Annotated in this window: 13 protein-coding genes, 1 pseudogene and 1 riboswitch; of the genes and pseudogenes, 6 read left to right on the top strand and 8 right to left on the bottom strand. The window is 59.9% G+C overall.

The genetic code is table 11. The features are described 5' to 3' along the window. Positions 1 to 45: 45 nt before the first annotated feature. A complete protein-coding gene (locus IHE39_RS24305; protein ID WP_192568263.1) occupies positions 46 to 837 on the top strand; it encodes a lysophospholipid acyltransferase family protein in 792 nt (263 codons plus the stop codon). Here the strand turns inward: IHE39_RS24305 and IHE39_RS24300 are convergent. Continuing rightward, positions 834 to 1,899, bottom strand: a pseudogene (locus tag IHE39_RS24300) (bifunctional transcriptional activator/DNA repair enzyme AdaA). The gene IHE39_RS24305 and the pseudogene IHE39_RS24300 overlap by 4 nt on opposite strands. 68 nt (positions 1,900 to 1,967) lie before the next feature. After that, positions 1,968 to 2,492 carry a gamma-glutamylcyclotransferase gene (locus IHE39_RS24295; RefSeq protein WP_192568262.1) on the bottom strand — a complete coding sequence of 175 codons (525 nt, stop codon included), beginning with the start codon at positions 2,490 to 2,492 and terminating at the stop codon, positions 1,968 to 1,970. Between the two features lie 56 nt (positions 2,493 to 2,548). On the opposite strand from IHE39_RS24295, the gene IHE39_RS24290 reads away from it, so the two are divergent. Together IHE39_RS24290 and IHE39_RS24285 are read left to right on the top strand one after the other, a co-directional pair. Next, entirely contained in the window at positions 2,549 to 3,547 is a 999-nt protein-coding gene (locus IHE39_RS24290) for a DUF2125 domain-containing protein (protein WP_192568261.1), read from the top strand. A 380-nt stretch (positions 3,548 to 3,927) separates the two neighbouring features. Next, positions 3,928 to 4,239 carry an EthD family reductase gene (locus IHE39_RS24285; protein WP_184773962.1) on the top strand — a complete coding sequence of 104 codons (312 nt, stop codon included), beginning with the start codon at positions 3,928 to 3,930 and terminating at the stop codon, positions 4,237 to 4,239. Between the two features lie 102 nt (positions 4,240 to 4,341). Here IHE39_RS24285 and IHE39_RS24280 read toward each other — a convergent pair whose 3' ends face one another. Together IHE39_RS24280 and hisC are read right to left on the bottom strand one after the other, a co-directional pair. Further along, the gene (locus IHE39_RS24280; protein ID WP_192568260.1) at positions 4,342 to 5,277 is read right to left on the bottom strand and encodes a prephenate/arogenate dehydrogenase family protein; all 936 of its coding nucleotides are present in this window, start codon (positions 5,275 to 5,277) and stop codon (positions 4,342 to 4,344) included. Between the two features lie 3 nt (positions 5,278 to 5,280). Then, positions 5,281 to 6,393 (bottom strand): histidinol-phosphate transaminase, encoded by a 1,113-nt coding sequence (hisC, locus tag IHE39_RS24275; RefSeq protein ID WP_192568259.1) that lies wholly within the window; start codon positions 6,391 to 6,393, stop codon positions 5,281 to 5,283. Between the two features lie 153 nt (positions 6,394 to 6,546). Further along, a riboswitch (SAM riboswitch) is annotated at positions 6,547 to 6,624 on the top strand. A gap of 51 nt (positions 6,625 to 6,675) precedes the next feature. Here hisC and metA point away from each other — a divergent pair. After that, complete coding sequence (metA, locus tag IHE39_RS24270) at positions 6,676 to 7,599, top strand: homoserine O-acetyltransferase MetA (RefSeq protein WP_192568258.1); 924 nt, start codon at positions 6,676 to 6,678, stop codon at positions 7,597 to 7,599. A gap of 326 nt (positions 7,600 to 7,925) precedes the next feature. Beyond that, on the top strand, positions 7,926 to 8,225 hold the full coding sequence (locus IHE39_RS24265) for a hypothetical protein (RefSeq protein ID WP_192568257.1): 300 nt from the start codon (positions 7,926 to 7,928) through the stop codon (positions 8,223 to 8,225). A 378-nt stretch (positions 8,226 to 8,603) separates the two neighbouring features. On the opposite strand, the gene IHE39_RS24260 is transcribed toward IHE39_RS24265, so the two are convergent. From IHE39_RS24260 to fahA, 4 genes are all read right to left on the bottom strand, one after another. Next, positions 8,604 to 9,458: an ABC transporter permease gene (locus tag IHE39_RS24260; protein ID WP_246485613.1), complete on the bottom strand. Its 855-nt coding sequence runs from the start codon at positions 9,456 to 9,458 to the stop codon at positions 8,604 to 8,606. After that, positions 9,451 to 10,272: an ABC transporter ATP-binding protein gene (locus tag IHE39_RS24255; RefSeq protein WP_192568256.1), complete on the bottom strand. Its 822-nt coding sequence runs from the start codon at positions 10,270 to 10,272 to the stop codon at positions 9,451 to 9,453. Before IHE39_RS24255 ends, IHE39_RS24260 begins: the two co-directional genes overlap by 8 nt. After that, positions 10,272 to 11,309, bottom strand: coding sequence for an ABC transporter substrate-binding protein (locus tag IHE39_RS24250; protein WP_192568255.1), 1,038 nt, complete (start codon positions 11,307 to 11,309; stop codon positions 10,272 to 10,274). The genes IHE39_RS24255 and IHE39_RS24250 overlap by 1 nt, the downstream gene beginning before the upstream one ends. Positions 11,310 to 11,371: 62 nt before the next feature. Beyond that, positions 11,372 to 12,679 (bottom strand): fumarylacetoacetase, encoded by a 1,308-nt coding sequence (gene fahA, locus IHE39_RS24245; RefSeq protein WP_192568254.1) that lies wholly within the window; start codon positions 12,677 to 12,679, stop codon positions 11,372 to 11,374. Between fahA and IHE39_RS30770 the strand changes: the two genes are divergently transcribed. Beyond that, on the top strand, positions 12,656 to 13,648 hold the full coding sequence (locus tag IHE39_RS30770) for an FCD domain-containing protein (protein WP_192568253.1): 993 nt from the start codon (positions 12,656 to 12,658) through the stop codon (positions 13,646 to 13,648). The two genes, fahA and IHE39_RS30770, sit on opposite strands and share 24 nt — an antisense overlap. Positions 13,649 to 13,725 lie beyond the last annotated feature (77 nt).

Genomic DNA, 13,725 nt, shown 5'->3' with positions numbered 1-13,725 from the left:
TGGTGTAACCAACGGCGACATTTAGTCCTCAGGCGCGCCTCACCCATGCTCATTATCCGCTCGCTGGCATTCAACTTCGTCTTTTATGTCAGCCTGATCGTCCAGATGATCCTGTGGACGCCCTACTACTTCCTGTCGCCGCGCCATCGCGCCTGGCTGGTGCCCAAGTTCTGGGCCCGTTCGAGCCTGTGGCTGCAGGAAAAGATCGCCGGAACCAGAAGCGAGGTGACAGGGCTCGAAAACCTGCCCGAGGGTTCGTTCATCCTGGCGCCCAAGCACCAGTCGTTCTGGGACGCCATCGCCTTTTTCCCCTATCTGCGCGACCCGCTCTACATCCTCAAGCGCGAGCTGATGTGGATTCCGTTCTTCGGCTGGTACATCGCCAAGATGAAGATGATCCCGGTCAACCGCGGCAAACGCTCGGCAGCGCTGAAGGCGGTGGTGGTGGCGACACGCCGCGAAATGCAGAACGACCGCCAGCTGATCATCTATCCCGAAGGCACGCGCCGCGCGCCCGGCGACGAACCGGCCTACAAATGGGGCATCGCCGAACTTTACGCCGCACTCAACATGCCGGTGGTGCCGGTCGCCCATGTCGCCGGCCTGTACTGGCCGCGCCGCAAGTTCCTGCGCTTCCCCGGCACCATCAAGGCGCGTTTCCTCAAGCCGATCCCGGCCGGCCTGTCACGCGAGGAATTCATGCAGCGCCTGATCTCGGAGACCGAAGCCGCCTGCGACGCATACCTGATCGAAGCGGCAACTTCGAAAAACCCGCCGCCAATGCCGCCGACGGCAGCAAAGCGACTGAAGGAACTCGGCGTAGAGGTCGCGAGCTAGCGGCTGGCTAGCGCTTCAGCCATCCGCCGCTCATGTTCGAGCAGCCAGCGCTTGCGCCACAGCCCACCGCCATAACCGGTGAGATCGCCGCTGACCCCGACCACGCGGTGGCAGGGAATGACGATGGCGATCGGGTTGGCGCCATTGGCGCGGCCAACGGCACGCACCGCAGCGGGATTGCCGATCTCGGCGGCAAGGCCCGAATAGGTCGCAGCAACGCCCGCCGGGATGCGCCGCAACCCGTCCCAGACCTGGCGTTCGAAGGCGGTGCCTTGCGGCGAAAGCCGGGTGGTGAACTCAGCCGTATCACCGGCAAAATAAGCCCCAAGCTCGGCCTCGATCTTGTCGATGGGGGCCGCCCGGCCGAAGGCGATGGCCGAGCCGGTGGCAGCCTTGAGCTTGGCGACCTCGCTCGCCAGTGCCTTGCGTTCGAGAAATTCGAGAATGTGCAGCGCATGCTGGTCGGCAATGGCGATCATCGGCCCGATCGGCGTTTCGATCCAGTCCGCCCAAAGCATGGTCTTGCCGCGCAATTTGGCTGGCGCCTCGCCAAGCAGCCTTGTGACAGCGGCACGAAAACCGCTGCCGGAATCAAAACCCGCCTCGACCTGCGTCTCCAAAACGCTGTCGCCGGAGGCCAGCCGTTGTGCCGCCTGCCCGAGCCGGCGCAGCCGCGCCATTTCGAGGAAACTCATGCCGAAGCGGCGCTTGAAGGCGCGGCGGACCGTCGAGGCATCGAGGCCCATGGCAATAATGTCGGCTTCGAGCCAGCGCCGCTCCGGCGCACGCTCGAGCGCATCGACCAGCGTCGCCACCAGCGGCTCCGGCTCGCCCGAGCCCAATCGGCCGGCAGCGCAGGCAGGGCCTGAAGCCGGCATGCAGGCATTCGACTGTCGTGTCGAAGAACTGCACGTTCTCGCGCCTGGGTTTGCGGGCGGTGCAGGTCAGCCGGCAGAAGATGCCGGTCGTGCGCACGCCGACATAGGCAAAACCGTCATAAGCTGCATCGCGGGTTATCAGTGCGTCATAGAGCGTATCGTCATCGGGGCGTTGAAACAGCATGGCTGATCCTTAGCGCCAAACCGTTCGCCGCGCCGCCGAAAATCGGGCGTCGATCTCGGCTGCTGACATCAGGCCTGCTGACTGATGCGCCGCGCCACCTCTTCGAGCCAGTGGTCGCGAATGCCGAGCGCCTGGAGATGTTCGACCGTCGTCAGCACATAGTCTTCGTTGCGGCCCGATTGGCCGACAGCGCCGGTGACGATTTGCGCGGCGTGTGCCGCGTCGAGATTGCCGGCATATTGGTGATGCTTGCGGTCGGCGATGTAGCACACCGCCTCGACCTTTTCGCCCCGGTCGAGCTTTATCGCCAATTGCCGTTCGAGATAGACGCTGGTGACAAGTTCGCGCGCGCGCAGATAGGCCAGCACCTCGTTCCGAAGATCACCGGGCACGCAAAAGGCGAGGCCGACGCAGGAGCCGCCACGGTCGAGGCCGAGCACCAGCCCGGGGCGCTTTTCGGTGCCGCGATGCACCCAGGAGCGGATGCACAAGGAACGGCGAAAACCCATCAGCCGGGCGCGGCGCGTCTCGATATGCGCGAAACCTGGCCGCCACATCAGCGAACCGTAGCCAAAAACCCAAAAATCGCCCATATCGCCAGCCTGTTGGTGATCGCGGTGAACATCACCGCGTTAGCGAGAGCCCGAGCATGCCGTCAAGTCAGCAACCGAAACCGAATTCCAGCCGCCGCTTCTTGTGGCTCGGGCTTTTCATCGTGCTTTTGTTCGGCGGCTACAGCGCCGGCTGGTTCTGGTTCGCCGGCAGGGCCGAGAGCGAGGTGCGCAAGGCGATTGCCGGCGTCAACCGCGACGGCGTGTCGCTCGAATGCGCCAACCCTCAAATCAAGGGTTTTCCGTTCCGCATCGGCCTGTTCTGCGACCGCCTCGACTATGAGGATTCGGGGCGCAGGCTTTCGGCCAGCGCCGGCAATTTCCGCACCGCCGCCCAGATCTACCAGCCGATGCACTCGGTGCTCGAGATCGACGGCCCGCTCAGGCTCAGCGCACCCGACCTGCCGCAATTGCAGTTCGACTGGGAGCTTTTGCGTGCCAGCGCCCGCATCGCCCGGCCCCTGCCCGAGCGGATCTCGGTCGAAACCAGGATGCTTTCCGGCAAGGCAGCGTTCATCGACGGCGTCGCCAAGCCCTTGTTCAGCGCTGACGAAACCCAGACCCATCTGCGCCCCAACGGCACCAATATCGATCTTGCCGGCACCTTCACCGGCCTCCAGATCGATCCGCAGGCGATCGGCGGCCGTACGCTGCCCAGGCTCGACGGCAGCGCCGACACCACGCTGAACAATGGCGTTGCCCTCATCGAAAGCAGGCAGCCGGCATTGCGCGGCCAGTCGGGCACCATACGCTCGCTGACGCTGACCTCGGGCGGCACATCAGGCGTGGCGCTGAGCGGCCCATGGTCGGTCGCAGCCGACGGACTGGTCGATGCCGACCTCAAGGTGACGATCCAAAACCCGCGCGAACTGTCGCGCATCCTGTCTGAGGTCATTCCCGAGCAGAAGAAGCAGTTCGAGACCGCATTCACCGGCCTCGCTCTGCTCGGCGACGCACCGACCCTGCCGCTGAAGATCGTCAAGGGCAAAGCGACACTCGGCTTCATTCCGCTCGGCATGGTGCCGGCGGTGGATTAGAGAATTTCCGCTTTTCTTCGAATCGCGGAATCTCTCTATCTTCTTGTTTTTGCACAATTCCTAGGGAAAACCGCTACGCACTTTTCCTGGAATTGCTCTAGGATACGCACTCATGAACTGCCGGCCGTAGTTGCAAGGTTCTGATTCAGGCTTCTTGACGGGAGCTGATGATGGGCCAAGCTCGCTACGAGTTGACGGATTTCGAGCGGTAGCAAACTCAAGCACCTTGGTGCCGCCGCCGCCCGCTTCGAAAGCACAGCGAAAGCTACCTTGCTCTCGTCAAACGCGCTTCAGCCAAAATCTGGATGCGCTTTACCAGCCGGTGAACTAGAAAGGCTCCTCGCACGCCCGGAAGAGGCGTTTCAGGCAGGAGTTCGACCATGATCAAGATGAGCGTCTACTATCGGGCCGATGGCGGCACCAAGTTCGATCACGACTACTACCGCACCCGCCATATGCCACTGCTCCAGCAACGGCTCGGCGATGCCTGCCTGCGCTACGAGATCGATAAGGGCCTTGCGGGTCGCGAAGCTGGAAGCGCGCCGGAGTTCGTCGCGGCGTGCCACGTCTACTCGCCTGACCTGGCGACATTCCAGGAGGCGTTGGGTCCCCACCGCGCGGAGATCGCCGCGGATGTCGCCAACTATACCGACATCGCCCCCATCGTGCAGATCAGCGAAGTCGTGGACTAAGGCAGTAGGGGATTAAGGGAGTAGGGCAGTATGTGAACAAGCACACATTGCTGCCTTACTGCCCTATGCCTTACTACCTTACTACCTTACTGCCCTAATCCCCTACCCCTTCACCGGATGCTCGATCGCCTCGCGGCCGAAGTTCGGCACGTCGACTTCCTGGCCGGCGTCGATGATCGAGCGGCGGATGGCGCGGGTGCGGGTGAACATCTCGAACAGCTTGTCGCCGTCGCCCCAGCGGATCGCGCGTTGCAGCGACGCCAGATCCTCGGAAAAGCGCGCCAGCATTTCCAGGATCGCATCCTTGTTGTGCAGGCACACGTCGCGCCACATCGTCGGATCGGAAGCGGCAAGTCGGGTGAAGTCACGGAAACCCGAGGCCGAATATTTGATCACTTCCGACTTGGTCACCGACTCCAGGTCGTCGGCGGTGCCGACGATGTTGTAGGCGATGATGTGCGGCAGATGCGAAACGATGGCGAGCGTCATGTCGTGATGCTCGGGGTCCATCGTGTCGATGTTGGAGCCGCAGCGGCGCCAGAACTCCGACAGTTTTTCAAGCGCTGCCGCATCGGTATCGGGCAGCGGCGTGAAGATGCACCAGCGGTTTTCGAACAGTTCGGCAAAGCCGGCGTCGGGGCCCGACTTTTCGGTACCGGCCAGCGGGTGGCCGGGGATGAAATGCACGCCTTCAGGGATGAAGGGCGCCATCTGGGCAATCACCGAAGCCTTGGTCGAGCCGACATCGGTGAGGATGGCGCCCGGCTTCAGTGCTGCGGCAATGTCGGCGGCAACGACACCCGACGAGCCGACCGGCACCGAAACGATGATCAGGTCGGCATCTTTCACCGCAAGCTTGGCGTCGGTCGCATAGCTGTCGCCGAGGCCAAGGTCTTCGGCACGCGCCAGCGTCGCAGCACTGCGTGTCGAAATGGCGATGTGGCGGGCCAGGCCCTCGCGCCGGATGACCCGGGCGAGCGAGGAGCCGATCAGGCCGATGCCGATCAGGGCGATCTTTTCAAACAGGGGTTCAGACATGGGTCAACTTTTCAGGAAATCGGTGAGTGCGGTTATCACGCCGCGATTGGCCTCTTCGGTGCCGATGGTCATGCGCAGCGCATTGGGAAAACCGTAGCCGGTGACCCTGCGCAGGATATAGCCGCGTGCCGAGAGATAGTCGTCGGCGGCAGCAGCCGTGTGCCTGGCCTCATCGGGGAAGTGCACCAGCAGGAAGTTGCCGACCGAAGGCGTAACGCGCAGGCCGAGCTTTTCGAACTCACCAACCAGCCACTCCGCCCATTGGGCGTTGTGCGCAACCGTGCGGTCGACATGGCCGCGATCTTCCATCGCCGCGACGCCGGCTTCGATCGCCGCGGCATTGACGTTGAAGGGACCACGCATGCGCTCGAGCACGTCGATAACGTGCGCCGGCGCATAGATCCAGCCGATGCGCATGCCGCCAAGGCCGTGGATCTTGGAGAAGGTCCGCGTCATGACGACGTTTTCATTGGCCGCGACCAGCTCGACACCCGACTCGTAGTCGTTGCGGCGGACATATTCGGCATAGGCCGCATCGAGCACCAGAAGCACGTTCTTCGGCAGGGCGGCATGCAGGCGGCGCACTTCCTCGAACGGCAGATAGGTGCCGGTCGGATTGTTCGGATTGGCGAGGAAGACGATCCTGGTCTTCGGCGTCAGCGCGGCGATGATGCTGTCGACGCTGGCCTTTTCGGCATCTTCCTTGGCAACGACCGGCGTGGCACCGGCGGCCTGGGTGTAGATCTTGTAGACCATGAAGCCGTGCTCGGTGTAGACGGCCTCGTCGCCGGGCGAGAGATAGCTCTGCGACAACAGCCCCAGCACCTCGTCGGAGCCGTTGGTGCACAGGATGTTGGCAGGGTTGAGCCCATGGGTCGTAGCGATCGCCTGCCTCAGGCGTGACGCCGACCCGTCGGGATAATACTCCATCTTATGCGACAGCCTCTGGACGGCTTCGATCGCATGCGGCGAGGCACCCAGCGGATTTTCGTTCGACGACAGCTTATGGACCTTGGCGACGCCTGCCGGAGCTGCACTCTTGCCGGGCACATAGGCTGCGATGTCCATGATGCCGGCGCGGGGTTCGGGGCGAATCTGCTCGGGTGCCTTGGTCATTTCGAAATATCCTGGATTGGCGCCTCCGGCCGGAGGCCGCAGCGGAAATACCGCCCGGTGCGTATAATGTCGAGGAAAACCGGCAGATACAGCTGTTGTGGCCGCACGATTGAGGCGGAGTTGACGCAATAGGCGCCCGGGCGTAAGAGCAGGGCATAGACCCGTGGTGATTTGGCCGGTCGGCTTGCAGCCACGTTAAACAAGTCGCTAAAGGGCCGTTTGCGATCCGTAAACCGGCTTTGCGACAGCAATGCCGGTTTTTTGTTTTTTGGAGTTCGCACAGTGCCGATCAAGATCCCGGATCAACTCCCCGCCCGCGAAGTGCTGGTCAAAGAGGGCGTGTCCGTCATGGACGAGCAGACCGCTCTTCGCCAGGACATCCGTCCGCTGCAGATCGGCCTGCTCAACCTGATGCCCAACAAGGTCAGGACCGAAACGCAGATCGCACGGCTGATCGGCGCAAGTCCGCTGCAGGTCGAGCTGACCCTGGTGCGCATCGGCACCCACAAGGCCAAGAATACGTCAGAGGATCACCTCATCGCCTTCTACCAGACCTGGGAAGAGGTCAGGCATCGCAAGTTCGACGGCTTCATCATCACCGGCGCGCCGATCGAGCTTCTGCCCTTCGAAGAGGTCACCTATTGGGACGAACTCAAGCAGATCATGGACTGGACGACGACCAACGTGCACTCGCCGTTCTTCATCTGCTGGGGCGCGATGGCAGCGGCCTGGCATTTCCACCGCGTGCCCAAGCACACGCTGGAACAAAAGGCGTTCGGCGTCTACCGCCACAACAACAACGCACCGGCCTCGCCTTACCTTGCCGGCTTCTCCGACGATTTCGCCATTCCGGTGTCGCGCTGGACGGAAGTCCGCGCCGCAGACATCCCCAAGGATTCCGGTCTCGAACTTTTGATGGAATCGGAAGACACCGGGCCGAGCCTTTTGTCTGAGGAAACCGGCAACCGGCTCTACATGTTCAACCACATCGAATACGACTCGACCTCGCTCAAGGAAGAGTACGACCGCGACGTCGCGGCAGGGGTGACCATCGCCGTGCCGCACGAATATTACCCCGACGACGACCCGCAGCGTAAGCCGCTCAACCGCTGGCGCTCACACGCCCATCTGTTGTTCGGCAACTGGATCAACCGGGTCTACCAGACCACCGAGTATGATCTGGAAACAATCGGCGAGGGTCGCTAGCCTCCCCGAACAGGACCGCGCTCGACGCCGGGCGCGGTCCTTTGATGCCCTGCTGGTCCTGGAAACCCTTCGTCTGCAGCCGGCGATGGACGCGAACTTGCCGTCATCGATATCGCTATGGCCGTCGAGAACGCGCACAACATCGGCAAGCAAACGGAAGACGCTTGATCCGATCGAGCACGCGCTGGCGGTGAAAGCCTGACGCTTGGTACCCGACGCCTAGGTCCCCGCGAATGTCAGCTTTTCCAGCTCCGGTTCCCTAGACTGAATTCGGCCCCAGAACAGATATCTTCGGTGACGTACCGCCAATCACTGGCGCGCTGCCGATGCTAAGCCCCAAAACCTCACTGAATGTCTGGATCAAGGGGCACCCGTTATGCGGGCGTGATGACGTTGCCGAGTGTCGCTATTATGTCTTGCTTGGCACCATGATAGAAAGCCGCGAGTTCATTTCCAGGATTATTGGCGTGATAGTTGCCGTAGCCACCGTGGTTATAACCATCGGCTGGCTTTTGGGACCTATAGGTTGGTTTCTGGTCGTGTGCTTTGCTTGCACCATCTGGTCGCCATCACGGCGCTGGCAAGAGATCGGCATCGGCAATATCATATTGTACGCGGCCTTCTGAAACGCTCGTTTGACTCATAAGCTTGAGGACGCAGGCTCAAATCTTGCCCCTGCAACCAGATCGAGGCGGACGGACGAGGCAAAGGCCCGTGAGGGCAAGGCTACGTGGCTACAAGTCGCCGTCCTCCCTCCGACACCCAGCGGGCCAGGCTGCCGTTGAGGTGCTGCATCGCGCGGGCTAAGTCTGCAGGCTTCACGCCTATGAGGAGCAGCTTGACCGCGAAGACCCCAATTGGAGAGGACAGCCAGGCCCTCGGCTACCTGGGAAACATCCAGGGCAAGATACATCTCTAGAGGCGGCAGGCATTTCGAACGCTTGTCTGTAAGCGCCCGAAATGCCGCAGCTAAAGAGGGTTCGAAATTCGATTCCTGATTCAACTCAATGGTTATCGCGTTGTTTCCATTTGGTGAAATAGGCTTCGACCAACGACACTAGGCTGAACAGTGACAAGCCGATCATGCTAAGAAGCAGGATTTGGGCAAAGACGCGGCCCACGCGTAGCTGGCTTGCGGCGATGCGCACCAACTCCCCGATGCCCTCGCCACCGCCCATGTATTCACCCACTACAACGCCGATGACACTCCACACCGCCGCCAGCTTTAAGCCTGCAAAGATGTAGGGAAGTGCGAAGGGAAGCTGCAGCTTCAAAAGGGTCTGCCATCGCTTGGCCTCGAGCGATCGGAACAACATGAGAAGGTCGCCACTCGTCGCTCCAAGGCCCGCAGCAGTGTTTATGGTGACTGGGAAGAAGGAAATGAACGCAGCCATCATGATTTTTGATTCAACGCCGAACCCAAACCAGGCGACAAACAGTGGCGCAAAGGCGACCTTTGGCATCGTGTTGACGGCGACCACGTAAGGCATGATTGCTTTTCGCCCGATCTCGGTCGCACCGATGATGGCTCCCAGGGTTAGGCCAATGACGCATGCCAGGGAGAAACCGAAGATAACTTCAACGACGGTGACAATAGTGGCATCAAGAACATAGCCTCCGCTGAAGAGGTTCGTCACTGTGAAGATGAGATCCTGCAAAACCTCATATGGTCCGGGGAGCACGAGTGGAGATACACCCGACAAATCGACCGCTGCCTGCCAGAAAGTGACCAGAATTACACCGAAGGCAAGCACCAGGACCCATTGAGGCGTCCTTTCCACGAAGGATCGATGAGCGTCATCCTCTTCGATCAACATTCCGGCCTGTTCGCTTGATGGGATTACTGAGGTTTCAGCCATGATTGGCCTCGCTGTTCCGCACGAAGAGGCAGTGGTGAATTTCGCGCACGTATTCGTTGAAGGCAGAACTGGTGACCATGTCAGGAGTTCTCGGTCGAGGGAGGTCAATGTCGATCCGCTTGGAAATGCGGCCAGGCCGAGGCGACATCACAAACACGACGTCAGATAAGAAGACGGCCTCTTGAATGGAGTGCGTTACGACAATTGCCGTTGCTTTCCGCGCCGAGCAGATGCGTTGGAATTCGACATTCATTTGTTCGCGCGTGAATTCATCGAGCGCGCCAAAGGGCTCATCCAGGAGCAGAAGGTCGGGCTCGTTGACGAGCATCCGGCAAACGGCAGCACGTTGCGCCATGCCGCCCGACAGTTCGCCAGGCAGCGCTTCTTCAAATCCGGTCAAACCAGCCATGTGAATGAGCGACTTGGCTCGTTCAGCGGCAAGTTTTGCAGCCGCTTTGCCCTGTCTGATCTCAATCGGCAACAAGACGTTGTCGGTCACCGTCCGCCATGGCAACAGGGTAGGCTGCTGGAACATGATGCCGACGCCCTTGTCGGGTCCAGTCAACCTCCTGCCGTCCAGATGAATCTCACCGCTGGAAGGCCGAAGCAAACCAGCGATCATCTTGAGAACCGTGGATTTGCCACAGCCGCTGGCTCCGACGAGAGAGGCCGTTTGGCCCCTCTCTAACTCGAAGGAAACATCCTTTGCGGCGTGAACCGGTTCACGTGCGCCTCGGTAATGCTTGTTGATGCGAGTGAGGGAAAGAAAGGGCTTGGCTGGGGTGTTACCAGCCACATTTGGCTGCTGGTTCATCACTCGCTTTCCAGCTTCTCGACAAATTCGTTTGTGTAGATTGCGGACAAATCCGCAATCGGCTTGTCGAGTTCTTTGGTCGCAAGAAGGCTCTCGTGCCAAGCTTGCCAACCGTCTTCCGGCAGGAAGCCCAACGCGTTCCCCTCAAAAGGCTTGTACTGCTCGATCACGCTGGCGAGAAGTGCCCTGGCATATTCCCGACGTTCGATTTCCTGCGGATTGTACGTCTCGCCATCATCGAGAACGCCTTCAGAGTTTTTCTGCCCCCAAAGGGACGCCTTGTGGATTGCCCGGGTGAAGGCGGCGACCATCTCAGGATTGTCGCGATAGATGCTTCCGCGAACAGCCAGACCATTGCCAAAAAGCTTCAGGCCCGGAGGTGTGAGGTCCACAATGTCGACGCCGCGGTCCTTCAGCACCGCAATTCCGGTGAATGAAGCAGCAAAGGCGTGGATTGTGTCGCGCTGGAACGCCGTAACTGCCATGCCCTCCTGCCCGATCGTGACAAATTTGTAGTCTTCGGGCTTCACGCCAACCGAGGCCAACGCCGAACGCGTAAAGGAGACCTCCGCACCGTCTGACGTGGAGACGCCGATCTGTTTCCCCTTCAGGTCGCCGGCACCCCCGAGATTGTCGCCGCGCTCCCCTGCCAGCACGAAGAGACCGCGGGAGAACAGATTGTAAAAATACTTGATATCTGCGCCACGAGCGTGTGCGTTGAGGGCTGGCCCAGGCCCAGGTGCGCCGAATTCGGCACGTCCTGCTTCCATCGCCTGAATGACGGCACCCGAACCGTCGAGGCTTTGGATTGAGACATTCAAGCCTTCCTCGGCAAAGAAGCCCTGCTGTTTGGCAACAATCATCGGGTACCAGGCAAGCGCCGAGGATCCCGGCAAGACAACCGTTACATCCTTGGTCTGAGCCTGAGCACCGGTCAGCCCCACCGCAAGGACTGTCGCCCCGATAGCTGCACCGAACAAAGTTCGGCGCGTCAAACGACTGCCCAGCAGCTTAATATTCCGAATGCTGAATTCCATGTCTTCCTCCCTTGGTGTGAACGAAAAAAGATGTTCGAGGTGCCTAGCACCGGACGATGCGATCAGATGCGAGCGGGCATGATGACGCCAACGCTTTCCCCAAATCCGATGGAGCGTGCGCCGGGGGCGTGGCACCTCCCTCGCAAGATCACTGTGTCGCCGTCCTGCAGGAATCTTCGCCGCTCACCGCTCAATTGCAGCTCTTGCGCACCCCGCCCAGTGATTTCCAGCAAGCTTCCCTGGGTACCGGGCTCTGATCCCGAAATCGTGCCGCTGCCCAGAAGATCACCCGTCTGCATAGGACAGCCATTCGAGCTGTGATGCGTAATCATCTGCGCAAATGTCCAATACAGCCCCCGCGCGTTGACGCTTGAAACGGGCTGGGCCTCGACACTTGCGGACCGCATGGCAACTGTTTGGATAAACGCTTCCACCTCGATGTTGAGGCCTGCTGACGACAGAGCCGCTCCATCGAGATAGGGCAACAGTTTCGGGTCGTCGGCGGCGCGATGAGCGGCAGGCACGCGGAAGGGAGCCAAGGCCTCCAACGTGACAACCCAACCAGAGATCGAGGTGGCAAAACTCTTCGACAAGAAAGGCCCCAGCGGCCGATATTCCCAAGCCTGGATATCGCGAGCACTCCAGTCATTGAGTAGGCAGATGCCGAAAAGATGGCTATGGGCTTCCTCCAGGCAGATCGTGTCTCCCAAAGCGGTGGGACCGCCCAAGAACGCACCAAGTTCGACCTCGTAATCCAGCATCGAGGTGGGGCCGAATACGATAGTCCCAGCCTCAAGCCGCTGGCCCTTTGGCCTTGTAACCGGAGTGCCGCTGATAACGATCGATGAGGAGCGACCATGATATGCTATTGGCAGGTTCTTGAAATTCGGGAGTAACGGCTCGTCCGGGCGAAAAATCTTGCCGACGTTGGTCGCGTGTTCGATCGAGCAGTAGAAATCCGTGTAATCGGGAATATCCACCGGAACGCTCAGATTGACGGCTGATCGCGAAATCAAGTGGGGTTCAAGCTCTGCTTGGAGAGCTGAACCTTCGCGGAGCGCCAAGCTCAGCCAGTTTCTCAATGTAGACCAGAACTTCGGCCCCTCGTTCATCAATGGGTTCAAGACCCGTGCCTCAAACACGCTCTCTTTGGACCCGTCCAGGGAACGAAGCAGGCCAGCTCGGTAACAAGACCGCAAATCCAGTGCGAAGTTTCCGATCGCCACCGCAATCCGTGGGTCAGGGTCTGATTCACCAATCGAACAAACGACGCCGAATGGCAGATTTTGAATCGGAAAATCCGCATGGTGATCGGCCGATGCCACCCAGCTTCGGAGAAGAGGATCGTGGGTGCTGTTGGCTATTTGCATGAAAGTCCCAATGGGTATGCGATTGTTAGCGTTCGTATTGCATGCAAACTTGCATGCGAATTTACATCCGTCAAGGAGTTCAACGCGGCCAAATTGTGTGCGATGGTTTGTCGAAGCGAACTCCGACGAAAGAAGATATTATTGATGGACGCGCCTGGGATGACGGAAGTCGACAAAGACTGGGTGATCCAAGGGGACGATAGATCTCTCGCCCCCCACAACACGCCTTGCACACGACCAGCCTGGATCGACACTCTTGAACGGGCTTTGATTTCGGGAGCTGACTTTTGGGAGACTATTCCGGCTATTGCCAAGGTTGCCGTCGAAGGTCGATCCAGCCAGGCATTCGCTGATGCTGCCTATCGTTGCCTGCATCTTGGCATTTCGATTGGATCGCTCGGAACTGGCATGCCGTTGATCGAGAATGACATCGCAGACGTCATGGGCGTCAGTCGGACACCGGTGCGCGAAGCGCTTCAAAGGCTTGTATCGGACGGTCTGTTGTCCCGTCGCAAGCGCGGTTGGGAAGTAAGGCGTCTCGACAGGGATCAATTGAGGGAAAGTTATGAGGTTCGGATGGCACTTGAAAGCTTTGCAACCGCGCAGGCTGCCATCCGAGCCACCGATGAAGACATCCGGGCCATTGTCGATGCAAACTCGCTAAGATCGGAAATCCAACACGGAGACGTCCTCGCCCGCCTGACGTCCAATCGCGACTTCCACAATCGGATATTCAAGGCGTCGTACAACGCCCGGCTGGTCTCGATGATACGAAAGCATACGCAGTATTATTTCTCTTACAAGTTCGCTCACCTGATTTCGGTTTCGGAGTCGACGCTGTTTCAGACAGAACATGATTATATCACCGCTGCCATTCAAAGCCGCGCCCCGTTGCTGGCTGAAAAGCACGCCAGAGCGCACATCGCCTCGACTTACGATGTTTACAGCAGGTTCTACTCGCTGCTTTGACAGGCCAGTTCGCATCAACAGCCGGTCTTCCGCATAAGCGTAAGAACCACGGCTTCTCATCTGAACGACGAGCGCAT

Origin of the sequence: Aminobacter carboxidus (genome assembly GCF_014863355.1) — a bacterium.
Classification (GTDB): domain Bacteria; phylum Pseudomonadota; class Alphaproteobacteria; order Rhizobiales; family Rhizobiaceae; genus Aminobacter; species Aminobacter carboxidus.
Note: the sequence above shows the minus strand (reverse complement) of the source record. Positions and strands in the feature narration are given on the sequence as shown.